General features: G+C 69.2%; 23 protein-coding genes and 1 pseudogene. 3 read left to right on the forward strand and 21 right to left on the reverse strand.

What is annotated here, in order from left to right; genetic code table 11:
* Positions 1-174: 174 nt before the first annotated feature.
* Both LNW71_RS00905 and LNW71_RS00910 read left to right on the forward strand, forming a co-directional pair.
* Positions 175-2,664: a ThuA domain-containing protein gene (locus LNW71_RS00905; protein ID WP_285337909.1), complete on the forward strand. Its 2,490-nt coding sequence runs from the start codon at positions 175-177 to the stop codon at positions 2,662-2,664.
* Positions 2,661-4,898 carry an OmpL47-type beta-barrel domain-containing protein gene (locus LNW71_RS00910; RefSeq protein ID WP_250966456.1) on the forward strand — a complete coding sequence of 746 codons (2,238 nt, stop codon included), beginning with the start codon at positions 2,661-2,663 and terminating at the stop codon, positions 4,896-4,898. The genes LNW71_RS00905 and LNW71_RS00910 overlap by 4 nt, the downstream gene beginning before the upstream one ends.
* A gap of 20 nt (positions 4,899-4,918) precedes the next feature.
* Here the strand turns inward: LNW71_RS00910 and LNW71_RS00915 are convergent, their stop codons facing one another.
* Together LNW71_RS00915 and ligD are read right to left on the reverse strand one after the other, a co-directional pair.
* Positions 4,919-6,019 carry an ABC transporter permease gene (locus LNW71_RS00915; RefSeq protein WP_250966457.1) on the reverse strand — a complete coding sequence of 367 codons (1,101 nt, stop codon included), beginning with the start codon at positions 6,017-6,019 and terminating at the stop codon, positions 4,919-4,921.
* The gene (gene ligD / locus LNW71_RS00920) at positions 6,016-7,026 is read right to left on the reverse strand and encodes a non-homologous end-joining DNA ligase (RefSeq protein WP_250971851.1); all 1,011 of its coding nucleotides are present in this window, start codon (positions 7,024-7,026) and stop codon (positions 6,016-6,018) included. Before ligD ends, LNW71_RS00915 begins: the two co-directional genes overlap by 4 nt.
* Positions 7,027-7,123: 97 nt before the next feature.
* Between ligD and LNW71_RS00925 the strand changes: the two genes are divergently transcribed.
* Positions 7,124-8,188 (forward strand): ATP-dependent DNA ligase, encoded by a 1,065-nt coding sequence (locus LNW71_RS00925; protein WP_250966458.1) that lies wholly within the window; start codon positions 7,124-7,126, stop codon positions 8,186-8,188.
* Positions 8,189-8,205: 17 nt separating this feature from the next.
* On the opposite strand, the gene LNW71_RS00930 is transcribed toward LNW71_RS00925, so the two are convergent.
* The 19 genes and pseudogenes from LNW71_RS00930 to LNW71_RS01020 all read right to left on the reverse strand — a co-directional run bounded on the left by LNW71_RS00930 (position 8,206) and on the right by LNW71_RS01020 (position 25,314).
* The gene (locus LNW71_RS00930; RefSeq protein ID WP_250966459.1) at positions 8,206-9,417 is read right to left on the reverse strand and encodes a lytic transglycosylase domain-containing protein; all 1,212 of its coding nucleotides are present in this window, start codon (positions 9,415-9,417) and stop codon (positions 8,206-8,208) included.
* 22 nt (positions 9,418-9,439) lie between these two features.
* Positions 9,440-10,162 (reverse strand): hypothetical protein, encoded by a 723-nt coding sequence (locus tag LNW71_RS00935; RefSeq protein WP_250966460.1) that lies wholly within the window; start codon positions 10,160-10,162, stop codon positions 9,440-9,442.
* Positions 10,163-10,199: 37 nt separating this feature from the next.
* Positions 10,200-10,730 carry a nuclear transport factor 2 family protein gene (locus LNW71_RS00940; protein ID WP_250966461.1) on the reverse strand — a complete coding sequence of 177 codons (531 nt, stop codon included), beginning with the start codon at positions 10,728-10,730 and terminating at the stop codon, positions 10,200-10,202.
* An 86-nt stretch (positions 10,731-10,816) separates the two neighbouring features.
* On the reverse strand, positions 10,817-11,461 hold the full coding sequence (locus tag LNW71_RS00945; RefSeq protein ID WP_250966462.1) for a hypothetical protein: 645 nt from the start codon (positions 11,459-11,461) through the stop codon (positions 10,817-10,819).
* Positions 11,458-11,979, reverse strand: coding sequence for a hypothetical protein (locus tag LNW71_RS00950; RefSeq protein WP_250966463.1), 522 nt, complete (start codon positions 11,977-11,979; stop codon positions 11,458-11,460). Before LNW71_RS00950 ends, LNW71_RS00945 begins: the two co-directional genes overlap by 4 nt.
* Positions 11,976-13,238: an MlaD family protein gene (locus tag LNW71_RS00955; RefSeq protein ID WP_250966464.1), complete on the reverse strand. Its 1,263-nt coding sequence runs from the start codon at positions 13,236-13,238 to the stop codon at positions 11,976-11,978. The genes LNW71_RS00950 and LNW71_RS00955 overlap by 4 nt, the downstream gene beginning before the upstream one ends.
* Positions 13,235-14,395 (reverse strand): MCE family protein, encoded by a 1,161-nt coding sequence (locus tag LNW71_RS00960; RefSeq protein WP_250966465.1) that lies wholly within the window; start codon positions 14,393-14,395, stop codon positions 13,235-13,237. The genes LNW71_RS00955 and LNW71_RS00960 overlap by 4 nt, the downstream gene beginning before the upstream one ends.
* Positions 14,392-15,507 carry an MCE family protein gene (locus LNW71_RS00965; protein ID WP_250966466.1) on the reverse strand — a complete coding sequence of 372 codons (1,116 nt, stop codon included), beginning with the start codon at positions 15,505-15,507 and terminating at the stop codon, positions 14,392-14,394. The genes LNW71_RS00960 and LNW71_RS00965 overlap by 4 nt, the downstream gene beginning before the upstream one ends.
* A 1-nt stretch (position 15,508) precedes the next feature.
* Positions 15,509-16,528 (reverse strand): MCE family protein, encoded by a 1,020-nt coding sequence (locus LNW71_RS00970; protein ID WP_250966467.1) that lies wholly within the window; start codon positions 16,526-16,528, stop codon positions 15,509-15,511.
* Entirely contained in the window at positions 16,525-17,556 is a 1,032-nt protein-coding gene (locus LNW71_RS00975; protein WP_250966468.1) for an MCE family protein, read from the reverse strand. The genes LNW71_RS00970 and LNW71_RS00975 overlap by 4 nt, the downstream gene beginning before the upstream one ends.
* Positions 17,553-18,860, reverse strand: coding sequence for an MCE family protein (locus LNW71_RS00980; RefSeq protein ID WP_250966469.1), 1,308 nt, complete (start codon positions 18,858-18,860; stop codon positions 17,553-17,555). Before LNW71_RS00980 ends, LNW71_RS00975 begins: the two co-directional genes overlap by 4 nt.
* The gene (locus tag LNW71_RS00985) at positions 18,860-19,663 is read right to left on the reverse strand and encodes an ABC transporter permease (RefSeq protein WP_250966470.1); all 804 of its coding nucleotides are present in this window, start codon (positions 19,661-19,663) and stop codon (positions 18,860-18,862) included. Before LNW71_RS00985 ends, LNW71_RS00980 begins: the two co-directional genes overlap by 1 nt.
* 3 nt (positions 19,664-19,666) lie before the next feature.
* Positions 19,667-20,523, reverse strand: a pseudogene (locus LNW71_RS00990) (MlaE family ABC transporter permease).
* Positions 20,520-21,515: an ABC transporter ATP-binding protein gene (locus LNW71_RS00995; RefSeq protein WP_250966471.1), complete on the reverse strand. Its 996-nt coding sequence runs from the start codon at positions 21,513-21,515 to the stop codon at positions 20,520-20,522. The pseudogene LNW71_RS00990 and the gene LNW71_RS00995 overlap by 4 nt, the downstream one beginning before the upstream one ends.
* A gap of 716 nt (positions 21,516-22,231) precedes the next feature.
* Positions 22,232-23,185 carry a hypothetical protein gene (locus tag LNW71_RS01000; RefSeq protein WP_250966472.1) on the reverse strand — a complete coding sequence of 318 codons (954 nt, stop codon included), beginning with the start codon at positions 23,183-23,185 and terminating at the stop codon, positions 22,232-22,234.
* A 78-nt stretch (positions 23,186-23,263) separates the two neighbouring features.
* Positions 23,264-23,701 carry a hypothetical protein gene (locus LNW71_RS01005; RefSeq protein WP_250966473.1) on the reverse strand — a complete coding sequence of 146 codons (438 nt, stop codon included), beginning with the start codon at positions 23,699-23,701 and terminating at the stop codon, positions 23,264-23,266.
* Positions 23,698-24,009 carry a hypothetical protein gene (locus LNW71_RS01010; protein WP_250966474.1) on the reverse strand — a complete coding sequence of 104 codons (312 nt, stop codon included), beginning with the start codon at positions 24,007-24,009 and terminating at the stop codon, positions 23,698-23,700. The genes LNW71_RS01005 and LNW71_RS01010 overlap by 4 nt, the downstream gene beginning before the upstream one ends.
* Positions 24,006-24,713 (reverse strand): DUF6801 domain-containing protein, encoded by a 708-nt coding sequence (locus LNW71_RS01015; protein WP_250966475.1) that lies wholly within the window; start codon positions 24,711-24,713, stop codon positions 24,006-24,008. Before LNW71_RS01015 ends, LNW71_RS01010 begins: the two co-directional genes overlap by 4 nt.
* A gap of 145 nt (positions 24,714-24,858) precedes the next feature.
* On the reverse strand, positions 24,859-25,314 hold the full coding sequence (locus tag LNW71_RS01020; protein WP_250966476.1) for a hypothetical protein: 456 nt from the start codon (positions 25,312-25,314) through the stop codon (positions 24,859-24,861).
* Between the last annotated feature and the right edge of the window lie 45 nt (positions 25,315-25,359).

Raw genomic sequence — 25,359 nt, forward strand, 5'->3', positions numbered from 1 at the left:
GACTCCGCCAAGGACGGTGGTCCTCCGGGACGGGCCACACCGTAGCCCGGGGATCTCCGTTTATCCACACTAAGGACAAAGTTCGTTTCATTGCTGCCATAGCTATTGGCGAGTCGCGAAAAGAGGTCTAGCTTCATGCGCTGTTGCAGTGACCAAAGAGGGGTGGGTGACCACATGCAGCGCACACCACATCACAGGTCCAGATCGCGACGCGGACTTGCGGCGGCCGTGGCGGCCGGCGCACTGACCGCATCCTTGCTCGGCGGCAACGCCGCCAGTGCCAGGCCGTATCCCGGACCGACCGAGTCCTTGTCGACAACGTTGTCCCTGCCGTCGCCGCCCGGCGGCGCGAACGTCAAGGTGCTCGTCTTCCATGCCTCGGCGACCGAGGAGTCGCCGACCGTCGACGCCGGTATCGCGGCGATCGAGAAGATCGGGCTCAGCGGTCCGGAGGCGGGCCGGTTCAAGACCGTGGCCACCGACGACGCGGCCGTCTTCACCAACGGCAAGCAGCTCGGCAAGTACAACGCCGTCGTCTTCCTGACCGGCGGCGGCGACGTCCTCGACCCGGAGCAGGAGGCCGGTCTCGAGTCGTACATGAAGGCCGGCGGCGGCTTCCTCGGCATCCATGACGCGGCACGTACCGAGCCGTACTCGGACTGGTTCACCGGTCTGGTCGGGGCCCGCCCCGCCGCCGACAGTCCCACCTCCGTACAGCGTGCGACGGTGGAGATCGGCGACCGGCAGCACCCGGCTACCAAGAACCTCCCACTGGAGTGGAAGCGTCCGGACAAGTGGCTGAACTGGACGGAGAACCCGTCCGGCGACGTGCACACCGTGGCGCGCGTCCGGGAGATCACGTACAAGCCGGGAGCGAGCGCCAACGGCTGGGACCACCCGGTCTCCTGGTGCCGTGACTACGACGGCGGCCGGTCCTTCTACACCGCGATGGGCGGTACGGTCGACAGCTTCGCCGAGGCCGACTTCCGCGACCACCTGCGCGGAGCGCTGGACTGGACGACCCGGATCTCGCAGGCCGACTGCAAGGCGACGATCACCTCCAACTACAAGGCGGAGCGGGTCACTCAGCCCAACCAGCCCGGCCAGAACGACCAGATCGGCGAACCGCACGGACTGGTGACGGCCCCCGACGGACGGGTGCTGTACATCGGCCGCGGCGGCGCCGACAGCAGCGTGCCGGTCGTCACCGACTGGAAGGACCCGAACGTCGGAAAGGGTCTTGGCCAGATCCACGTCTACGACCCGAAGACCAAGAAGGTCACCCTCGCCGGTGCCCTGACGGTCTTCGGCAACAAGGGCGGCGGCGACGAGCTCGTCAAGGTCGAGGAGGGCCTGCTCGGCATCGAGCTCGACCCGGACTTCGAGAAGAACGGCTGGGTGTACCTGCACTACACACCCCACGACAAGATCGACCGCGACAAGCAGATGGCGGTCCGTCAGGTCTCCCGGTTCACACTCGACCTGGCGACGAACAAGCTGGACCTCTCGTCCGAGAAGGTGCTGCTGCACTGGCCGGTCCAGATCCACAGCTGCTGCCACGCGGGCGGCGGCATGGCCTGGGACTCCAAGGGCAACCTGTACATCGCGGCCGGTGACAACAACTCCTCCGGCTTCAGCGACGGTTACTCCGGCAACAACCCGGAGCCGAACTACAAGGGCGTCTCGTTCGCCGATGCCCGGCGCACCGCGGGCAACACGAACAACCTCAACGGCAAGATCCTGCGGATCCACCCCGAGGACGACGGCACCTACACCCTGCCCGAGGGCAACCTCTTCACCGGCAAGGAGACGGACGAGGGAGGCGGCAAGACCCGCGGCGAGATCTACGTGATGGGCGTGCGCAACCCGGCCCGGATCGCCGTCGACAAGACGACCGACACGCTGTACGCGGGCTGGGTCGGCCCCGACGCGGGCGCGCCGAGCACCACCTGGGGCCCGGCCAAGTACGACACGTTCGCCGCGATCACCAAGGCGGGCAACCACGGCTGGCCGTACTGCATGGGCAACAAGCAGCCCTACCGGGACCGCAATCTGCCCGATCCGAGCAAGCCGCTCGGCTGGTACGACTGCGACCACCCCAAGAACGAGTCGCCGAACAACAACGGTCTGGTGAACCTGCCGCCGATCACCTCCAACACCATCTGGTACTCGCCGCAGGGCGGCGGCGTGGACTACCCGCGCGACGAGAACGGCATCCCGAGCTACAAGGTGGAGGACCAGAAGGAACTCCTGCCCTGGCTCAAGGGCGGCGGCCAGGCCACGATGAACGGCCCGGTCTACCGGTACGACCCGAAGGCGGGCGCCGACAAGTGGCCCTCCTACTGGGACGGCAAGTGGTTCGTCGGTGACTTCTACGACGACACCCAGCCGCGGCACGCCGTGCTCACCGACCCGAAGACGGTCGGCAAGGGCGGACTGCCCACGCACGCCGAGTCGCTCAAGGAGATCATCCCGGTCGGCGCGGACGGCATCCGCAACCTGATGGACTGGAAGTTCGCGCCGGACGGTTCGCTGTACGTCCTGGACTACGGGCGCGGCTTCTTCACCTCCGACTCCAAGTCCGCGCTGTGGCGTGTGACGTACAAGGGCGGCGCACCGACCCCGGCCGTCAAGGATCTGGCCAGGAAGGCGGCAGTGCAGTGAGACACCGTTCGATCTTGTTCCGAAGGCGTTCGCGGCCCGCGCGGCTGTGGCTCGCGCTGCTGGGATCGCTCCTGATGGTGCTGGGGCTGACGTCGACGGCGGCGTACGGCCGTACGTCCACGCCCGTCGACGCGGCAGCCGACCAGGTGCTCAACTGGACGGCCGGCAACCCCATCGACCACTATCTCTCCGCGCCGAAGACGGCGGTGGCCGGCAAGGCGACCATCGTCTTCGAGAACAGTGAGGCCACCGGGAACACCAGCGGCATGCCGCACACGCTGACCTTCAGCGTGTCGGACCCGGAGTTCAACAACGACGTGCCGCTGAACCTGCTGGCCAACCCGGGCGACGCCAAGGGCGGCAAGCAGACCGCGGAGGTCACGCTCACGCCCGGCCGGTACTTCTACCACTGCACCATGCCGGGGCACGAGGCCATGCAGGGCATCCTGACCGTGACCGACGGCGGCGGCGGTGAGGACACCACCGCGCCCGAGACCTCGGCGAAGGTCGACGGCGACAAGAACGCCGACGGCGCCTACATCGGTCAGGCCACCGTCACCGTCGCCGCCACCGACGAGGGCTCGGGCGTCGACACCGTCGAGTACGCGGTCGGGACGGACGGCGCCTGGCAGCCGTACACCGCGCCGGTCGTGGTGGACGAGGTCGGCGCGCACGCCATCCGCTACCGCGCCACCGACAAGGCGGGCAACGCGGCCGCCGAGAAGACGGCGGAATTCACCGTCGCCGCACCGCCGACGGACGACACGACGGCGCCGGAGACCTCGGCGACCGTCTCCGGTGAGAAGGACGACCAGGGGCGCTACCTGGGCATGGCGACGGTCACCGTGACCGCCTCCGACACCGGCTCAGGCGTCAACACCATCGAGTACGCGCTCGGTGCGGACGGCGCCTGGCAGCCCTACACCGCGCCGGTGATGGTGCACGAGGTGGGGGCACAGAAGGTCCGCTACCGCGCCACCGACAAGGCGGGCAACGCGGCCGCCGAGAAGGCGGTGGACTTCACCGTCGTCGAGCCGCCGACCGAGGACACCACGCCGCCGGAGACCTCCGCGAAGGCCGAGGGCGAGAAGAACTCGGACGGCGCCTACCTCACCAGCGCCAAGGTGACGGTCACCGCGACCGACGCCGGCACCGGGGTGGACAAGGTCGAGTACTCCCTCGACGGCGGCCCCTACCTCGCCTACTCCGGCACGGTCATCGTCGACCGCGTCGGCTACCACACCGTCGCCCACCGGGCCACGGACAAGGCGGGCAACACCTCCGAGGCGAAGAAGACGTCGTTCACCATCGCGCAGAGCGGCGGCGTACCGGCGCCCGATTGCCCGGAGTTCGACGAGCGGCTCACCGTCATCGTCGGCACCGTCGACACCGGGGTCCCCAACCGGATCACCGGTAATCGCTGCACGATCAACGAGCTGATCGAGGACGAGAAGGACTGGTCCTCGCAGGCCCTGTTCCTCAAGCACGTCGACAAGGTCCTCGACAAGCTGCTCACCGCCGGGGTGATCGACGCCCGCGAGCAGAAGAAGATCTACAAGGCCGCCAAGCAGTCGGCGATCGGCAAGCCGGGCCAGGACGAGGGCTACCGCAAGCTCTTCGACGGCACGGCCGCCTCGCTCGCCAAGTGGCAGCAGGTGGGTGGCGGGCAGTTCGCGCTGAACGAGGCGGACGGCGCGATCACCAGCTCCACCACGGTGGACGGCATGGGCATGCTGTGGTTCCCGGGCCGGCAGTACGGGGACTTCTCGCTGAAGCTCCAGTTCCGGGACGACGCGCCCGGCACGGGCAACGCCAACGGCGGTGTCTTCGTCCGCTTCCCGAACGTCCACGACAACCCGGAGGAGCCGAATCCGGAGTGGGTCGCCATCAAGTACGGCCATGAGATCCAGATCAACGACCGGCCGGACGGCGACATGTACAAGACCGGTTCCGTGTACGGATTCGACCGGGTCGGTCTCGGCGGCGCCGGGGTCACGCCCAAGGGCAGCTGGAACGACTACGAGATCCGCGTGGTGGACCAGCACTACTCGATCTACCGCAACGGTGTCCTGCTGAACGAATTCGACAACAACGGCGGTCAGGTCTTCGAGCCGCCGCGGGGCGACGACCCGGGCACCGACGGCCGGCGGTACGCCTCCGGGTACATCGGGCTCCAGGTCCACAGCACCTCGGACGTGATCTCCTACCGGGACATCCGGATCAAGGAGCTGTAGCAGCGGCGTCCGGGAACGGTTCAGGTGGCCGCGGCCGCATGCTGAGGCATGTGGTCGCGGCCTCCCGGGTGCCGGTGGCGCCACACCCAGAAGACGGTGCAGGAGACCAGCGCCCAGACCGCGAGCACCAGGAACGGGAAGATCCGCTGGTACCCCTGGTAGTAGACGGCGGTGTGCTGGGCGTTGACCGAGGCGCCGGGCGGCAGCCAGCGCCCGATGTGCCCGAGCAGCGACGGCAGCAGCGGCCAGGAGACCGCTCCGCCGGAGGACGGGTTCCCCAGAAGCACCATCACACCCCAGGTCGGGATCATCGCCCAGCGCCCCAGCAGGGTGTTGAACATGGTGAAGACCATGCCCGAGGTGAACATCGTGAACGCGAGGATCATCCAGGACTCGAAGAAGGGCAGGTCGACCGCGCCCAGCCACCAGTCCACCACCGCCGCGATGGCGAACGCGCCGAGCAGCGCGTACCCGATCGTGAAGGCGATCCGCTCCAGCGGGATCAGTGCACGGGCGTGCACGCTCAGCTGGATGGCGCCGACGAAGCCGATGATCACGGCGGCGAGCGAGATGTAGAAGAGCGCGAGGCCGCGCGGGTCGCCCTTCTGGAGCGGTTTGACGTCCGCGACGGCGACCGGGACGTCGAGCGCTCCCCCCACCTTCACCGCTGACTCGGCGAGCAGCTGCGCGACCGCGGCGCCCGACGCGCCGGCGACGTCCATCGCCACCCCCCGGGGGCCGGGCCGCACGATCGCGAAGACCTCCTGTTCCTCCAGGGCCTCGCGCGCCGCGGCGACGGTGTCGTACCTGTGGATGTCCAGGGACGCGTCGAGCGCCTTGTCCATCCCGGTGACGAACTCCTTGCCGCGGGCGGTCTCCTCCAGGCTGACCACGGCGGCCGGAATCCGGTGCGGGGTCGGGTTGGCCATCGCATACGTGTACGAGCCGGCGAAGAGCCCGGCGGCGGCCGCGAGGATGAACAGCAGGACCGTCGCCGGGAAGTACGGCGAGTCCTTGTAGGCCGCCCAGCGCTGTCCTCGGCTCTGCGGCCTGCCGTGCGCGCCGTGCTGCGGGGCGGACCCGGGACCGGGCGCGGCCGGGTCCGGGCCGGGTTCACTCATGCGTCGCCGTCCTCGTCGTGCCGGGCGCGGCTCGGCTGAACCCGCTTGGGTTCGCCGGGCATCTTCGGGTACTCCGGCGGGTACGGCATGTCGCCGAGGCCGCGCTCCTTCTCGTCCCGGTCGGCCAGCTCCAGCAGCGCGTCGATCCGGAAGGCCTCCTGGTCCATGTCGGCGTGCACGTCGCCCAGCTCCGCGTACCTCGTCGTCATGGTCCGGATGTCGAAGTCGCGCGGTTCGGCGTCGTCGATCTCCTCCCAGCGCAGCGGCGCCGAGACGGGGGCGTGCGGAAAGGGGCGTACCGAGTAGGCGGAGGCGATCGTGCGGTCCCGGGCGGTCTGGTTGAAGTCGACGAAGATCCGTTCGCCGCGCTCCTCCTTCCACCAGGCGGTGGTCACCCGGTCCGGCATCCGGCGCTCCAGTTCGCGTCCCGCCGCGATGGTCGCGCGGCGGACCTCGGTGAACGTCCAGCGGGCCTCGATGGGGACGAAGACATGGATGCCGCGACCGCCGGAGGTCTTGGGCCAGCCGCGCACCCCGTGGTCCTCCAGGACGGAGCGCAGCTCGTGGGCGGCCCGCACCGCGTCGGCGTAGTCCGTGCCGGGCTGAGGGTCGAGGTCGATGCGCAGTTCGTCGGGGTGGTCGGTGTCTCCGCCCCGGACGGGCCACGGATGGAAGGTGAGGGTCCCCAGGTTGGCCGCCCAGATGACGGCGGCCACCTCGGTGGGACAGATCTCGCGGGCGGGGCGGCCGCTGGGGAAGGCGATCTCGGCCGTGGGAATCCACTCGGGAAGGTTCTTCGGGGCCCGCTTCTGGTAGAAGAACTCGCCCTGGACACCGTCCACGAACCGCTGGAGGGTCGTCGGCCGGTTGCGCAGGGCGCGGATGATCCCCGGGCCCACGGCGATGAAGTACTCGGCCACGTCCCTCTTGGTGTAGCCCTTCTCCGGGAAGTAGACCTTGTCCGGGTTGGACAGCCGGACGGCCCGCCCGCCTGCTTCCAGCTCCACCGCTTTGACCGCTGCTGCCATGTCGGCCACGGTAGGCCGGGCGCACATATGCCGCATATCGGGAGACTCCGGTCGCGGGACGGTCCACAATCGGAGCATGGACCTGCCGGTGATGCCGCCCGTGAAGCCGATGCTCGCCAAGTCCGTGTCCCGGATCCCGCCGGGCATGAGTTACGAGGCCAAGTGGGACGGCTTCCGGGCGATCGTGCACCGGGACGGCGACGAGGTGGTGATCGGCAGCCGCACCGGCAAGCCGCTCACCCGCTACTTCCCCGAGCTGGTCACCGCGGTCCGGGACAACCTCCCGCCGCGTTGCGTGATCGACGGGGAGATCGTGATCGCGTACGACGGGCGGCTCGACTTCGACCGGCTCAGTGAGCGCATCCACCCGGCCGACTCCCGGGTACGGATGCTCGCCGAGCAGACCCCGGCCAGTCTGGTCGCCTTCGACGTCCTCGCGGTCGGCGACGACTCGCTGCTCGCCACGCCGCAGGCGGAGCGCAGGGCGGTGCTGGAGGCGGCACTGTCCGACGTGTCGGCCCCGGTCCACCTCGCCCCGGCGACCACCGACCCGGCCGTCGCCCAGCAGTGGTTCGAACAGTACGAGGGGGCCGGGCTCGACGGGGTCGTCGCCAAACCGCTGGATCTGCCCTACCGGCCGGACACCCGGGTGATGTACAAGATCAAGCACGAGCGGACCGCCGACTGCGTGGTGGCGGGGTACCGCCTGCACAAGAGCGGGCCGGTCGTCGGCTCGCTGCTCCTCGGCCTGTACGACGAGGAGGGAGTCCTGCAGCACGTGGGGGTCTGTGCGGCGTTCCCGATGAAGCGCCGCGCGGAGCTCATCACCGAGCTGGAGCCCCTGCTCACGGATGTCGCCGGCCATCCCTGGGGCTCCTGGGCGGACGCCGCGGCGCACGAGCACGCCCGGCTGCCCGGCACCCCGAGCCGGTGGTCCGGCAAGAAGGACATGTCGTGGGTGCCGGTGCGCCCGGAGCGGGTCTGCGAGGTGGCGTACGACCACATGGAGGGTGACCGGTTCCGGCACACGGCGCAGTTCCGCCGGTGGCGGCCGGACCGCACCCCCGAAAGCTGCACGTACGCGCAGCTGGAAGAGGTGGTGCGGTACGACCTGGCCGCGGTGCTGTCGCCGGACGGCTGACCGGCGGGCCCGGGGGCTCAGTCGGCGGCGGGCGGCACCGTGGGCGTGGAGCAGGGCTCGTCGGTCCCGGTGGGGTCCGGTGACGGCGACCCGGTGGCCCCGGTGGTGTCGCTGGGCGACGGTGACGGGGACCCCGTGGTACAGCCCGGCTCGGGCTTCGTGGTGCTCGGGTCCGGGTCCGGGGTGGTGGTCGGGCCGGGGCTGTCGGTGGGGTCGGGTGTGGCGGATCCGCTGTCGGTCGGATCGGGTGAGGGGCTCGGGTCCGGGGAGCCCGATTCGCCGGGGGTGGGCTCCGGTGAGCCCGGAGTCGTCGGGTGCTTCGTGTGGCCGGGCTGCGGGCCGACCTCGATGCCGCCGCCCTTGTCGCCGCCGCTCCCGCCCACCGGGTGTTCGGGCTCGGCCGGGCCGCCGGCGCCGGGGCTCCTGGGCACGGGGCCCTCGCCGTCGGTCACCGGGTGGGTGCCCTTGCGGTAGAACTCCAGCCAGGACAGCACGGTGCGCAGATAGGTGTCCGAGTGGTTGTAGCTGAGGATCGCGCGGTCGAGATCGGCCCGCACCTTCAGGTCACGCGGCCCGGCGCACAGGTAGGACCCGGCGGCCAGGGCCGCGTCGTACACGTTGCTCGGGTCGCTGCGCCCGTCGCCGTTCCCGTCCCTCCCCCAGTGCGCCCAGGTCGACGGGATGAACTGCATCGGGCCGACCGCCCGGTCGAAGGTCTTGTCCCCGTCGTACGCACCGCCGTCGGTGTCCGGGATGTCGGCGAAGCCCGCACCGTTGAGCACCGGTCCGAGGATCGGCGAGAGCGTCGTGCCGTGGGCGTCGACCCGGCCGCCGCCCGCGTGTCCCGACTCGACCTTGCCGATGGCCGCCAGCAGCTGCCACGGCAGCCCGCAGCCCGGGTCGCTGCGCCCCAGGGAGCTCTCCGCCTTGCGGTAGGCGGCGAGCACGGTGGCGGGGACGCCCGCCTCGGCCCACGACCTGACGACGGCCGGGCTCCGCTTCTCGCCCGCCTTCGGCGGCTCGGGGCTCTTCAGCGGCGGCAGTTCGGTGTGGTAGGAGTCGTCGTTGGCCACCTCGGACCACTTGACCTCGTCCGTCTCCTGCCGCTGCTTCGGTGACTCCTGGTGCGCGACGAGTCCCGGCGCCTGGGACGCGGTGAGCGCTGCCATCGCGGCGACGGCGGCTGCGGTGCCGCCGAGTCCGCGGCGCACGGTGCCGTTGAACCTCATGCGTGCTCCCCTCTTCCCCGGATCACCGGGTGAACGTGTCGATGGCCGAGATCCGCCAGGCTCCGTCGCGGCGGACCGCGTCCACGGCGAACATGGCCGCCGCGTAGGTCGTCTCCGCCGACTTACCGGTACGGGTGTTGCTCTGGTCGGCGAAGACCAGCAGCCGGGCCCGGTCGCCGTCCAGCAGCTCCACGCCGCTCTCGGTGACGGTGGTGGTGAGCACGAGCTTCTGCTTGGGCGCCTGGGCCCGTACGTCGGCGAGCATGGCCTTGTGCTGCTGGACTGCCTTGCCGACCAGATACTTCTTGACCGCGGTGTCGGCCTTGGCGGGCGAGGCGTAGTTGTACGAGAACACCGCGCCGACCGCCTCGGTGATCTGCCCCTTCACCTCGCTGGTGCGGCCGATGTCGGTGAGCGAGGTGTTCTGCCGGCTCGGGTCGTCGCGCAGGCTTGCGGCCGAGGTGAACTCCCAGGCGGCGAGGGCGCCGAGCAGCACGGTCAGGGCGCACAGCACGGCGGGCAGGGTGATCCGGAGCCGGGACGGCCGCCGCCTGGAAGGCGGCTCGTCCGGCGCCGGTTCCGCGCCGGGTTCGACGGCGTCGTCGGCGGCGCTCTCCTGCGCGGTCGTCCCGGCCTCGGTGTCCGGCTCGGCGGGCCGGCGGACGGTGGTGGGCGTGGCGGTGCGTTCCGCGGCGACGGTGGCCAGGCGGCGCTGCCTGTTGACGAGGTGACGGGTCGTCGACATGTCCGGGATCCTCTCGGTGCGGGTGGGAGTCGGTGGCTCAGGAGGCCGTGTTGCCGACGGGCGCCTGGCCGAGGGCGCTGAGCTTCCACCCCTCGGTGGTGCGGGTGAGCTGCCCCAGCATCCGGCTCTCCTTCACCGCGGGCTTGCCCTTCGGCGCGGTCACGGTCACCCGCAGCGCCACCATGACCCCGGCCTTGCCGGCCCGGTCGTCGAGCTCGGTGACCGCGCCGGACAGCACCTTGGCCGTGCTCACCGTCTTCGCCTGCTGGATCTGCTTCACGAACGCGTCCCGCCCGTCGACGAGTTGCTGGTGCAGATCGCCGGTGGTGGACTCCTCCCAGCTGTCCAGGCCCTGGTCCAGCCTCTGGTGGTCGAGCGTGTTCATGTTCTGCACGGCCTGCTCGCCCGCGGCCAGCGCGTCGTCGCGGGCCTGCGCGTACGCCGCCGAGCCGTCGTGCGATGCCTGGTACCGGGACACGCCGCCCCAGCCCGCCGCGCCGGCCGCCGCGACCGTCAGCACGATCGCCGCCGCCACCAGCGGATTCCTCGTCATCCGTACCCGTGCCATTGCTGCCTCTCCCCTGCCGGCTCTGTGCCGCGTCGTGCGATGCGGTGCTGTCGTGCGTGCGCGCTGCGCTGCCTTGAGGTGACGCGCTATCTGGAGGTGATCTCGACGATCGTCCAGCGCCCGTCGCGCAGTTGGGCGGTGACCGAGAGCTGCGCCGCCGCGGTGCTGGCGGCCTTGCCCTGGCGCTCGTAGACCTGGTCGAGGAAGACGAGCAGGTGCGCGCTGTCGTGGGTCAGCCGGGTCACTCCGGCGCGCACCACATGTGTGGTGAGGGTGAGCTTCTGGTCGGCGGCCTGCTTCTCGACCTGCCCGAACAGTGCCGCGTACTGCTGGAGCGCCTTGCCCGCCAGCACCTGTTTCGCGGACTCCTTGGTGACGGCGGTGGCGGAGGGGCTGTAGGAGAAGGCCTTGCCGAGCGCGTTGGTGACGTCTCCCGCCACCCGGGTGGTCGCCGCGCTGTCCGTCAGCGCCGCGTTGGAGGTGGCGGGGGTGTCACGCAGCTGACGGCCCTTGGCGAACAGTCCGCCGCCCGCCACGAGCAGCGCGACGACCAGGATCCCGGCGACGACGCGCAGCCGGCGGCGGCCCGGACCGGGCGTGGGTTCAGCGGGCTCCGGCCGGTTAGCCTCGGGCCCGGCCGGGTCCACCCGGTCCGCGCTGGCGTCGAGTTCCGCGAGGTCCTGCGGGTCCGTGGCGGTACTCACGACCGCCGTCCCTGACTGCCGCCTCATGTGCCGCTCCCGACCGGTATCGCCGTCAGTGCCTTGACCTTCCAGCCGTCCGCGGTCCGGGCAAGGGTCGCCTCGAAACGCTTGCGCTCGGTGCCGCCCTTGCCGGTGCGCGGGGTCACCTCGACGTCGACGGTCGCGATCATCTCCGCCGTACCGGTCCGCTCGTCGAGCGCGGTGAGCGCCGCGTCGGTGACCTCCCCCTTCGCGGTGGAGGCGGACTTCGTCAGCTCGGTCGCGTCCTTGCTCCGGGTCCGCTTCAGCTGGTCGTGCAGCGGGCCGGTGGAGGCGGCGAGCCAGGCGCCGAGGCCGGCGTCCACGCTCCTGGCGTCCTTGCCGTCCAGGCTGTTGAGCCTGGCGAGGTGCCGCTTCCCGTCGGCCAGCGCGGTGTCCCGGCTCTTGGCGTAGGCCAGGTCGCCGTCACCGCGCGCCTGGGCGTACGACCAGCCGCCGAGTGCGCAGATCAGTGCCGCGGCGAGCAGGACGGCCCAGCCGCCCAGCGTTCTCGTACGGGTGGTCATGAGCGCTCTCCCTGGCCGAGTCCCAGCAGTCCGGCCATTCCGTCGGCGGCCGGGGCGGTGTCCGCGGTGACGCCGAGTGCTCCGGGGAGCCGGTCCGCCCTGTCGTCGCCGAGGAGCATCGAGCCGGGCCTGGCGGGTTCGGGCACGGGGCCGCCCTTCGGGGCGTTGGCGCTGCCGCGGACGTTGACGCCGGTACCGGGTGAAGAGGTGCACCGGGCCTTGGTGTTGAGCGAGGGACCGGCGGAGACGTCGAGCCCGTTGCGATAGGTGGTGGAGCCGTAGCCCGAGGTGCAGGGCAGCGGCTCGAAGAAGGTGACCGACATGCCGAACCGGGCACCGTTCTCGTCGACCGCGCTGGCGCCCGCGGCCGCGACGGCCGGGACCTTCACCAGCAGTTCCTCCAGTCCGCGCTGCCGGGTGACGGCGACGTCCGAGGTGGTGAGGAGGTTGGCGACGACGACACCGAAGCTCGGGTCGAGGTCCCGAAGCAGGCCGCTGATCTGGCCGGTGGCGTCCGGGGTGACGGCGATCAGCTTGCGCAGATCGGTGTCGGACCCCTTGAGTTCGGCCGCCAGTTCCTTGGCGCCGGAGGCGAAGCCCTTGAGTGCCTCGCCCTGTTCGGCCTGGGTGCGCAGCACGGTCTTGCCGTCGATCATCAGCTTGGTGTTGACCGGAAGTGCGTCGTCGGCCGCCTGGACGAAGTCGCTGCTGGTGTCCAGCAGCACCTGGAGGTCGTCGCCGCGCCCCTCGAAGGCGGTGCCGAATTCGTCGACGACCGTGCGCAGCGACTCCAGGTCGACGGAGCCGGCGAGATCGTCGACGCTGGTGAGGACGTCGGTGACGGGCGCCGGAATGGTGGTGTCGGCCTGGTCGATCACGGAACCGTTCGCCAGGTACGGGCCCTCGGTGCGGGTCGGCCGCAGGTCGACGTACTGCTCGCCGACCGACGAGAGGTTGGCGACGACGGCCTTCAGGCTGTCCGGGATGGGCGGGGCGTCCTTCTCGATGCGCAGTTCGGCCTCCACCCCGTCGTCGGTCAGCTCGATCGGTCCGACCCGGCCGACGGAGACGCCGCGGTAGGTGACGTTGGAGTGGGTGAACAGGCCGCCGGTCTGCGGCAGCTGGACCTTGACGGTGTAGTAGCTGCGCAGGCCGATGTAGTGGCCGAGGTCGGCGTAGCGCACTCCGAGATAGCCAAGGACGAGCACCGCGATGATCAGGAAGGCGATGTTCTTGAGCCGGGTGGCCATGGTGATCATCGGCTGCTCCCTTCCGTGGCCGGGGTGGTGACCGAGGGAAGCGGCAGCGGAAGTGCCGCGCCGGACTTCTTGGCGGTGCTGCCCGCGACGGCGGGCGGCGTGGAGCCGGCCGGTTCCAGCGGCGGGATGATCTGGGTGCCGGGCACGGCCGTCACGTCCAGGTAGACGTTGAGGTAGTCGCCCTTCACCCCGCGCAGCACCTCGTCCGTGAACGGGTAGGTGAGCAGCACCTGGAGGGAGTCCGGGAGGTCCTGGCCCGAGTCGGCGAGAGCCTGGAGGGTGGGGGCGAGAGCCTTGAGGTCGGCCACCATGTCCGCCTTGCTCTTGTTGACCGTGTCGACGGCGACGGTGGAGAGCGTGTCGAGCGAGCTCAGCATGGTCATGAGCGAGCCGCGCTGCTTCTCCAGGACCTTCATGCCGGGGCTGAGCTTGGTCAGCACGGTGCCGACGTCCTGTTTGCGGGTGGCGAGGGTGGCGGAGAGCCGGTTGACGCCGTCGAGGGCGTCGGTGATGTCCCCCTTGTTGTCGTCCAGGTTCGTGACGAGGGTGTTGACCCGGCTGAGCATGGAGCGGACCTGGGGTTCCCGCCCGGTGAGGGCCTTGTTGAGCTCGGTGTTGATGGTCTTGAGCTGGTTGATGCCACCGCCGTTGAGGAGCATCGACAGGGCGCCGAACACCTCCTCGACCTCCGGGTTCCGGTTGGTCCGGGTGAGCGGGATGCGGTCCCCGTCGGCGAGTGCGCCCTTGGCGGTGCCGGCCGCGGGCGGCGAGAGCTGGATGTACTTCTCGCCGAGGAGGCTGGACTGCTCCAGGTGCGCGTAGGCGTTGGCGGGGAGCTTGATCCGGCCGTTGACCCGCATGGTGACCTTGGCGTTCCAGCTGCCCTGGGCCAGGGAGATCTTGGTGACGCGGCCGACGGCCACGTCGTTGACCTTCACCGAGGACTGCGGAGCGAGGCTGAGTACGTCCCCGAACTCGGCGGTGATCTCGTAGGGATGGTCGCCGAGGTCAGCGCCGCCGGGCAGCGGCACCTGGTCGATGCCGGTGAACGTCGGCAGGTCGACCGTGGTGACGATCAGGGCCAGCCCGACGCCCACCGCGAGCACAGCGGCGACGCCGGTCGCGCGGGCGCCGGGTCTGCGCAGGACGCGGCTCATCGCTTCGCCCCCTTCTTCTGCGTGGCGGTCTTCTCGGGGGTGCCGTAGACGGTGCCGACGGCGGGCAGCGGCAGCGAGGGCAGCGCCTTCTGCCGGGTGGCGTCCGCGGGCGAGAGTCCGCTGAGGGCGGTGGACTCGTCCGTGAGCGGTCCGCCCATGGAGAGTTCGTTGAGGTTGGTGCGCCCGTTGAGGGTGCGGTTCAACGGGTCGTAGGCCTGGATCACGTTGTCCGCGGCGAGCGGCAGCGTGTCCATGGACTCGGCGAGCGAGGCCCGCTGGTCGACCAGCGCCTGGGTGATCGGGACCAGGGCGTCCACGTTCGTCTTCAGTGCGCCGCGGTTCTTCTTGATGAAGGTCTTGACCTGGCCGAGGGCGGTACCGAGTTCCTTCAGGGCCGCGCTGAGGTTCTCCTTGTCGTCGGCCAGGAACCCGGTGACCGAGTTCAGCTGCTGCTCGGCGGCGCGGACGTCACCGTCGTTGTCCTTGAGCATGGTGGTGAAGGTCTGCAGGTAGGACAGCGTGTCGAAGAGGTTCCCACTGCTCTTGTCGAGGGTCTTCGTCGCCTTGCCGAACTGCTCGATGGAGTCCCCGATGGCCTTTCCGTTGCCGTCGAGGTTCTTCGCTCCGGTGTCCAGGAGCTTGGCCAGCGCGCCGTCGGCGTTGGCCCCGTCGGGGCCGAGCGCGGTGGAGAGTTCGGTGATGGAGGCGTAGAGCTGGTCGACCTCCACCGGGGTCGCGTTGTTCGACGCGGGCAGTTCGGCCTCGTCCGCCAGCACCGGTCCGCCGTCGTACGCGGGGGCGAGCTGGACGTACCTGTCGGCGACCAGGCTGGGGGCGACGACCACGGCATGGGCGTCCTTGGGCACCTTGACGCCCTTGTCGACGCGGAGCGTGACCTTGACCTCCTTGCCCTTCGGCTCCACCGATTCGACCGTGCCGACCTTCACTCCCAGGATCCGCAGGTCCGATCCGGCGTACACGCCGGTGGCCTGGTCGAAGTAGGCGGTGACGGTCGTCGTCCCCGCGTCGTCCATGGCCATCACACCGGAGCTGGCCGCGACGGCCACGACGGCGAGTCCGGCGCCGATGCCGACGATGCGCGTGAGTCTCATGTCAGCGGCCGCCTTGCTGCTTGGGTGGCATGCATCCGGTCGCCGGGGGCGTGCCCGCGGGCAGGTAGTCCTTCGGGACGACCCCGCAGACGTAGTTGTCGAGCCAGCGGCCGTTGCCGAGGGTGTTGCCGACGAGCCGGTTGTAGGAGCCGGCCAGCGAGAGCACCTTGTCGAGGCTCTTGCGGTTCTTCACCAGGACGGCGGTGACCCGGCCGAGCGAGTCCAGGGTGGGCTTCAGCTGCTTGTTGTTGTCCGCGACCAGGCCGGTGAGCTGGGTGCCGAGGTCCCGGGTGCCGGTGAGCAGCAGATGGATCGAGTCGCGGCGGGCCTGGATCTCGCCGAGGAGCAGGTTGCCGTCCTCCAGCAGCGTCTCGAAGCTGCTCTTCTTGTGGGCGAGTGTCTTGGTCAGCTGCTTGCTGCCCTTGAGCAGGGTGGCCAGCTGGGCGTCGCGCTCGGAGACGGTCTTCGAGAGCGCGGAGAGCCCGTCGGCGGCGCTCTTCACGTCGGGCGGCGAGTCCTTGAAGGTGGCGGAGATCGTCTCGAAGCTCTTGGCGAGCTGCTTGGTGTCGATGTCCCCGATGGTCTCGCCGAGTCCGTTGAACGCCTGGGTGACGTCGTACGGGGAGGTGGTGCGGCTCGCGGTGATGCGCCGGTCCGGGTCCTGGGGCCCGGTGCCGAGCGGATCGACGGCGAGGTACTTGTCGCCCAGCAGCGTCTTGATGGCGATGCCCACGGTGGAGGAGTTGCCGATCCAGGCGTCCTTGACCCGGAAGCTGACCTTCACCACGGACCCGTCGAGCGAGACTCCGGTGACCTCTCCCACCTTGACGCCGGCGATCCGTACCTCGTCGCCGTCCTCAAGTCCGGCGGACTCGGTGAAGTCGGCGGTGTACGTGGTGCCGCCGCCGATGAAGGGCAGCGAGTCGGCGCGGTAGGCGGCGAGGCCGACGAGGACCAGGACGAGGAGTCCGACGATGCCGATGGCGACGGGGTTGCGTTCCCGCAGGGGTCTGATTGTCATGCCAGGCACCTCGGCTGGGTGATCGCGATGCCGGTGGGCGGGGCACTGCCGTCCTCGGTCGTCACACCGCTGACCTTGGCCTCGCAGAGATAGAGGTTGAGCCAGGAGCCGTACGACGCCAGGCGGCCGATCGCCTCCATCTTGGCCGGGGTCTTCTTCAGGAAGTTCTCGATCTGCGGGGTTCCCTTGCCCAACTGATCGGAGAGACGCCCGAGTTGCTTGATGTCGTCCTTCAGGGGCTTGCGGCCGTCCTGCAGCAGGTCGGCGGTGACCGTGGTGAGCGCGCCCATCGCGGTGACCGCCTCCCCGAGCGGTTTGCGGTCGCCGGAGAAGCCGGTGACCAGCTGCTGGAGCGTGTCGACCAGGTCGTTGAAGCCGGCCTCCCGGTCGTTCACGGTCTTGAGGACCGTGTTGAGGTTCTTGATCACCTCACCGATCACCTTGTCCTTGGCCGCGACCGTGCTGGTCAGGGAGCCGACGTGCTGGAGGATGCTGTCGACGGTGCCGCCCTCGCCCTGGAGCACCTGGACGATGGAGCCCGCGAGCTGGTTGACGTCGGGCGGGGAGAGGCCCTCGAACAGCGGCTGGAAGCCGTTGAAGAGCTGGGTCAGGTCAAGGGCCGGTGTGGTGCGCGAGAGCGGGATGGTCGCTCCGGCTGCGAAGCTCCGGCCGACGGGTCCGGCGCCCTGGTCGAGGTCGATGAAACGCTGGCCGACCATGTTGAGGTACTTGATCGAGGCGGTCACCGACGCGGGGAGCCTGCGCCCCTTGCGGACGGCGAAGCCGACCTCGGCGAGCCGCTTGTCCGCCACCTCGATCGACTCGACCTGCCCGACCTTGACCCCGGCGATCCGGACGCTGTCGCCGACGATCAGTCCGGTGGCGTCGGTGAACCTGGCCTTGTACGTGGTGGTGTCGCCGACCCCGGTGTTGGCGATGGACAGCCCGAGGACGGTGGTGGCCAGGACGGTCACCAGAATGAAGACGATCGATTTCGCGAGCGGTCCCGCGAGGGAGCGGCGCTTCACTTGAGCTTCACCTCCGCACCGCGGAAGGCCGGACCGATGAGCACGCTGCTCCAGTCGGGCAGGGTCTGCGGCTGGACTTTCAGTGAGGGAGCGACCAGCTCGTTGACGAGCCGGCTCTCCTGCGGGGAGTTGGGCATGCCGAGGGAGGTGTCCGTGGCCCCGGCCCCGGTCCCGGTCTGCTTGTCGCCGGTCCGCTTGTCGCCGGGGGCGGGAGATCCGGCCGCGCGTCCGGCGGCCGTCGGCTCGGTCGCTCCGACGTACGGCACCGAGTAGCAGTGCGGTCCGCCGGTCGCGTCGTAGACCGGGGTGTCCCGGCCGGCGACGTACTTCCCCTTGGACTTCACGGACTTGACGGTGACGTGGAGACCGGGCTGCCCGGTGCCCTTGCCCAGCGCCTTGTCCATCGCCGGCACGAATCCGGCGACGGTCCGCAGGGTGCAGGGGAACTCGTCGGAGTACCTCGCCAGCAGCTCAAGCGTCGGCCTGCTCGTGGCGGAGAGCCGGATCAGGTTGTCCTTGTTCTCCTGGAGGAACGTGGTCACGTCCTGCGCGGACGCGGTCGTGGACCCGTACAGGTCGGCGAGCTGCGCCTGCTGGTCGGCAAGGGTGGAGCTGGTGGTGGTGAAGTCGGTGAGTGCGTCCAGGACGTCGGGTGCGGCGTCCCCGTACACCCTGCTCACCTTCACGAGCTCCTTGATGTCGGCGTTGAGCGTGGGGAGCTGGGGGTTGAACTTCTGCAGGTGGGCGTCGAGCCTGACGAGCGTGTCGCCGAGCTTCTCGCCGCGTCCCTGGAGTGCCTGGGAGACCGCGTTGAGGGTGACGGAGAGCTTCTCCGGCTTCACCGCGGTCAGCAGCGGCAGGACATTGTCGAGGACCTCTTCCAGCTCGATGGCGTTGCTGGAGCGGTCCTGCGGGATGACGGCTCCGGCCCGCAGGGTCTGCGCGGACGGTACGGCAGGGGGTACGAGCGCCACGAACCGTTCGCCGAACAGGGTGGTGGGCAGCATCTGGGCGGTGACGTCGGCCGGTATCCGGTCGAGCTTGTCGGGCTTGATGGCCAGGGTGAGACGGGCGCCCTCGCCGTCGGCCGTGATGTTGCGGACCTGTCCGATGACGACTCCGCGAAGCTTGACGTCGGCGTTGTCGTGCATCTCGTTGCCGACGCTTCCGGTGCGCACGGTCACCGTGGCGTCATCGGTGAAGTCCTTGTTGTACACCGAGACGGACACCCAGATGAGTACGGCGGGCACGAGCAGGAAGGTCACTCCGGCGAGCCTGCGGCGGGTGGACTGCGTGGACTTCATCAGCCGGCCACCTTCACCGTCGTCGTGGCGCCCCAGATGGCGAGCGAGAGGAAGAAGTCGGTGACGCTGATCAGGACGATCGCGTTGCGCACCGACCGGCCGACCGCCACCCCCACCCCGGCGGGTCCGCCGGTGGCGTGGTAGCCGTAGTAGCAGTGCGCGAGGATCACCATCACGCTGAAGATCAGCACCTTGAGCACCGACAGCAGTACGTCCTGCGGGGAGAGGAAGAGGTTGAAGTAGTGGTCGTAGGTGCCCGCCGACTGCCCGTTGAACAGGACGGTGACGTAGCGGGAGGCGAGGTACGAGGAGAGCAGCCCGATCGCGTACAGCGGGATGATCGCGACGACGCCGGCGATGATCCGGGTGGTGACGAGGTAGGGCATCGAGCGCACGCCCATCGACTCCAGGCCGTCGATCTCCTCGTTGATCCGCATGGCGCCGAGCTGGGCGGTGAAGCCCGCCCCGACGGTCGCGGAGAGGGCCAGCCCGGCGACGAGGGGAGCGATCTCCCGGGTGTTGAAGTACGCGGAGATGAAGCCGGTGAAGGCGGAGGTGCCGATCTGGTTGAGGGCCGCGTACCCCTGGAGGCCGACGACGGTACCGGTGGCCAGCGTCATCGCGATCATCACGCCGATGGTGCCGCCGACGACGCCGAGGCCGCCGCTGCCGAAGGCGACCTCGGCCAGGAGCCGCTGCACCTCCTTCAGGTAGCGGCGCAGGGTTCTCGGGATCCAGACCAGTGCCCTTACGTAGAAGGTGAGTTGGTCACCGGATCGGTCGAGCCAGCTGAGCATCGACATCGGTCAGCTCCCCTTCGCGGGGACGACCTGGAGATAGATCGCCGTGAGGACCATGTTCACGAAGAACAGCAGCATGAAGGTGATGACGACGGACTGGTTGACCGCGTCCCCGACCCCCTTCGGGCCGCCGCGCGGGTTGAGGCCGCGGTAGGCGGCGACGATGCCCGCGATGAAGCCGAAGATCAGCGCCTTGATCTCGCTGATGTACAGGTCGGGCAGCTGCGCCAGGGCGGAGAAGCTGGACAGGTAGGCCCCGGGGTGCCGTGCTGCAGGATCACGTTGAAGAAGTAGCCGCCGAGCGTGCCGACCACGGAGACGAGTCCGTTCAGCAGGACGGCCACGAGCATGGTGGCCAGCACCCGCGGGACGACGAGGCGCTGAATCGGTGAGACGCCCATGACCTCCATCGCGTCGAGCTCCTCGCGGATCTTGCGGGACCCGAGGTCGGCGCAGATGGCGGACCCGGCGGCGCCGGAGACCAGCAGCGCCACGATGATCGGGCTGGCCTGCTGGATGACGGCGAGGACGCTGGCGCCGCCGGTGAAGGACTGGGCGCCGAGCTGCTGGGTGAGGGAGCCGACCTGGAGGGCGATGACCGCGCCGAACGGGATGGAGACGAGTGCGGCGGGCAGGATCGTGACGCTGGCGACGAACCAGAACTGCTCGATGAACTCCCGCACCTGGAAGGGCCGGCGGAAGGTCTCGCGGCACACGGTCCCGGCGAGGGTGAAGAGCTTCCCGGTCTCGCGCAGCGGGGCGAACAGCCGGCTCGGGCGTCGCACCTCGGGCGCCTTCTCCGGCACCCGGTCCACCGGCGGGTCGGGCGGCCCTGGCGGCCGGACCGGCATGGGGGCGGTCACGGGCGCCCACCGCCGGCGGCCGGGCTGTAGCTGTTCAGGATGGCCGTACGGGCGGACTCCGGCAGCTGCCCCATCATCGACATGACCCGCTCCCGGCGGCGCAGCGCGCCCTGCCGTACGGGCATGCCCGGGGAGGGCTCCAGCTGGGGCACCACGGTGCGCGGGGCGTTGGCCGAACTGATGCCCTGTCCGTAGCCGTTGAGCTCCTCGGCGGCCAGGGTGGCGGCGTCCTTCTCCTCCGACATGCCGATGGGCCCTTCGCGGCGCCCGGCGAGGAACTGGGAGACGACGGGCAGATCGCTGGTCAGCAGCACCTCGCGCGGCCCGAAGGTGACGAGGTTGCGGCAGAACAGCATGCCCATGTTGTCCGGGACGGTGGAGGCGATGTCGAGGTTGTGGGTGACGATCAGCATCGTCGCGTCGATCTGCGCGTTGAGGTCGATCAGCAGCTGCGAGATGAACGCGGTGCGGACCGGGTCGAGTCCGGAGTCCGGCTCGTCGCAGAGGATGATCTGCGGGTCCAGGACGAGCGCCCGGGCCAGACCGGCCCGCTTGCGCATGCCGCCGGATATCTCCCCGGGCAGCTTGTCCTCGGCGCCGAGGAGGCCGACTATGTCGATCCGCTCCATGACGATCCGGCGGATTTCCGATTCCTTCTTGCGGGTGTGTTCACGCAAGGGGAAGGCGATGTTGTCGAAGAGGGACATCGACCCGAAGAGCGCGCCGTCCTGGAACATGAGCCCGAACAGCTTCCGGGTCTCCATGATCTGCCGCTCGGGGCTGTTCACCATGTCTACGCCGTTGATGAGCACGCGCCCGTGCTCGGGCTTCAGCAGACCGATGATGGATTTCAGGAAAACGGTCTTGCCGGTGCCGGAAGGACCGAGCATGACACTCACCTCGCCGGCCGGCAGCGTGAGGCTGACGTCCTGCCAGATGTTCTGCTTGCCGAAGGATTTCGTCAGACCCTCGACGACTACTTCGATTCCCATCAGCCCTCCCTCGAAGTGGTGGTGAACAACGTCATCTGTCAGCGCTCCGGCTCCGGTGAATCCCAACGGCGACTCGCCACACATGCACCAGGAGGCGCACGCTATGTCCGATGAATCCGCCCGGACAAGCCGTTGAGCAGCGGAAATCGTCGGACTTTGATCTCTGTGCGGATCACTTGTCACCGAGTGACAAACTCCGCCCGGGAGTTTGTCGTCAACTGCGCAAGTGCTCCGTTCCCGCCGGGTCGCACGGTCCGGGGCCGGAGCCACACGATCTCGACGGCGGGAGTACCCGGCCCGGAAGGTCGCGCGGCCGCCGAACTCCCGGAGGAATCCCGGGTCAAGAGGGTCGCGACCAGGACTCCAGGTGTTACGGACGATCAGGCACGGACGCTATTCCCAGCCGCCCAAGCGGGACGCTACGGGTCAGTAACCTTGGTTAGCAATAGCGGTTCACAAATTTTCTGCGCCACAATCGCCCGGCCTTGTTTTCTTGTGGCCCAGTGAGTGATGGGTGCGCGAAACCTATCGAAAAGTGAGGGCATTCGAGCTCGGGAGCGACCAGCTGAGGAATTACCCCCGGGCACGCCGAAGCCCGCCCCGACCAGGCTTCCTTCGGTCGGGACGGGCTCGGTGGAACGGCACACGGGCGCGCACCAAGTGACAAGAAGCGAGCGTGACGGACTCCTTGCCTTTCCCGGCCCTGCCCCCGGCGGTTACTTCACCGCGGAGTGCCAGGCCTGGGCGAGCTCCTTGCCGGCGTTGGGCACCGACAGACCCGGGGCGGTGAGACCGGCCGTGTAGGTCTTGGCGTCGTTCAGGACGAGGTTGTTCGAACCCGCCCCGGCGGGCAGCCCGACCTTGAGGTCGATCGCCCAGCTGAGGATGCCGCCGAGGCCGCAGCCGTTGGCCTTCGGCACCGAGAACTGGCTGTCGCCCTGCGCGGCTCCGGTCAGGCCGAGCTGGATGATCGAGCCCTCATCGGCGTTGGCCGATCCGTCGCCGTTGTAGCGGGTGGCGGCCAGGGTCGGGGCGCTGAGGTTTCCGGGGTGCAGCACGACCGGGGCGCTGTTGGAGCCTATGTAGCACTTCGACCCGAGCAGCGGGTTGTCCAGGCGGATCTTGACGGGGAGCGACACGATCGGCCCGGAGGAGATCCCGGCCACGAGGCTGAAGTCGGTCGGCGTACCGGCCGATTCGACCGTGGCGGTCACCTTGTTGAGGGTGGCGTCGGTGATCTGCCCGCAGACCGCGGAGATCACCGGAACGTTACTGGGACACATGATGCCCAGCAGGCCGCCGGGGATCGTGGTCTTCCCGCTGATGATCGAGCCGGCAGCGGGCGGGACCACGGTGTACGTGCCCTCGGCGGGGTGCTGGATGACACCGAACTGGAGGTTCGTCGACCCGGTGGTCGCCGTGACGTTGCCGAGCTTGATCGTGCCGTTGGGCGAGCTGGACGACACGCACAGCGGGACGTCGGTGTCGCCGTCGGTCGCGAGCATGGCGCCGGCGTCCACCGGGCACCGGTCGAACGGAGCCCAGCCGCCGTTCAGCTGGGTCGCGGCCGCGGCCGCACCCGCCGGCGACGCACTCAGCGGCATGATCAGTGCTGCGGACGCGACGGTGGCGCCGGCGGCCTTGATCCAGGTCTTCGGGGCAGGTCTCATCGTTCCCTCAATTCAGTAGCGATCGGGGTTCTGGGTACTGCTGATGGGTGAGGCGGTTCTTCGGGGGGAGCGGGGAGGTCAGCGGGTCGGCTTGGGGATGTCCACCGGTTCGTACGCGTCGGTGCAGCCGCTGTCCTCGGTGCCCGGCGTGTGCAGTGAAGCCACGCAAGGGAATCCCTGGACCTGTTTGACGTAGCCGGGCACACCGGACAGTGAGGCGGTGAAGAGACGGTCGAGGTCTTCGGCGGCACCGCAACCGCTGAACGGGGGGAGCGTCACCGATCCCGTCAGTGCACCGCCAGTCGCCAGCGTGTAGCCCTCCGTGACTCCGTTCTGCGCCCTCATCTTGCCCTCCAGGGACAGCGTGAAAGGCTTGGAACTCCGGCAGTTGTCGCCCACGTCCAGCGGCACACCGTTCACCTTGACGTCACGGAGTCTGAGCATGAGGTCGAGGTTGATGGTCGTGACGCCCGTGCTCGTAAGGGTCACCCAGTCGAACCTCAGCTTCGATTTCACGTTGTAGTCCGGGGTCCCGTCAGCATCTGTCCCAGGGGAATCTGCGTCATTTCGAGGGTCGCGGTGGTCGGCATGAAGCCGAAGGTCAGGAACGTCCCCTTGGCGGGTGGAAGCTGAGTCTTTCCCTTGTAGTCGAGCAGGACGGTCGAGACCTGATAGATATTCGAGAAACCCGGTTCGGAGACATCGACGGTGGTCGGCCCTTGCTGGACCTGTGAGCAGGCCACAGGGAACTTGGTCGCTCCGTGCAGCTTCGTCACATTGGCATAGCCGGCCACATACGCGGCCAGGTTGAAGCCGTCAGTCACATCACCGACGCACGGGGGGCATCAGGCGACGCCGGCGGCTCAGCCTTGGCGCCGACCTCAGGCGCGATCTTGGTGCCCTTACCGTGCTTCTCGGCGGACGGGGATGCGGGCGAGGCCGGCGACTCCGGGCTATCGGTGCCGGAGTCGCCGATGTCGAGCTTCGCCAGGTTCGTTTCCTGATCCGCGTCCAGAAGACAGTTCAGGGAGACAGAACGAGGCTCGGCAGGCGTGCCCTTGGCCGTTTTCAAGGAGACTTCCACCGAGAGCGCCCCCGCCGCGAACGTGAGATCGCCGGATCCCCCAGGTTTCACGTACGGCACAGAACCCGATGTGCTCAGTGACAGGCCGTCCTCCTCAGACACTGGGACGGAGTCGGTGGTCCTGCCGATCCACTCGGTCCGGGCATGCTGGTCATCCTGCGACACATCGACGACGAGCCGAGTCTCAGCGGTGACGGTCGCCACACCGGAACCGGGCGTTGCGGCGAGGATCTCCTTCGGCAGCGTCACGTCCAGCGCCACTCCTTCGGGCTGAATCGCGTCGCCGGCACGGGCCGAGTCCGGAAGCTCGGCGGCGACAGCGACCTTCACAGGCTGCTTGCCCTGGGGAGAGTCGCAGGTGTACGCCAGCTCCGCGTCGATCGTCCGCGCCTGGGATGCCTGCGCGCCTGGAATCATGCCGCCCAGCAAGACCGCCGTGGCCACTGCGGCTCCTCGCGCCGTACGCCGTCCTGGCCCCCTCATGTGCCTGCCCCTCACTGATGATCTCCGCTCGGCTGGACGATGTGCGATTCGCGAGGGGTGAACGCCCCGCGCCCTTCATCTGACGCACAGTTGAGGTGATACACCGTCAGTCGGCGTGCACGATAGTGGGCTTGACCGTGCCGCCGGCCGGAGTGGCAACCACGTAACTCGTGCTGTACTTCCAGTTGTCACCTGGAGCCAGGAGCCCCGCGCAACCACGGGTGGCTGTGTCCACAGTCAGTTTGTAGGTGGCGTCGTCGCTGACGTCCAGCTTGCCGGTGGCGTTGGTGTACTTCACCGCGAGTCGGCCTGACATCTTCGCGGTACAGGTGAGCATGTTCCAGGTGAATTTCACACCGCTGAGGTAGCCGCTGGTGACACCGTTGCTGTAGGAGTTCGCCATGACCTTCCACGGCGTGGACGTGTCTGCCTGCGGGTTCAGCGGACCGAACGGGCTGGTGCAAACGCTCCAGGTCAGCGGGGCGATGGTGCCGACCTGCACATTCGTCGTGCCGGCTGCGGAGGCCAGGTTGCCCTTCGCCGCGGACGACTGACACGTCATGGGAATGCCGTTGAAGCTGAAGGCGACTACACCGGAACTGGCGGA

It is taken from the genome of Streptomyces sp. RKAG290, from assembly GCF_023701695.1.
Classification (GTDB): domain Bacteria; phylum Actinomycetota; class Actinomycetes; order Streptomycetales; family Streptomycetaceae; genus Streptomyces.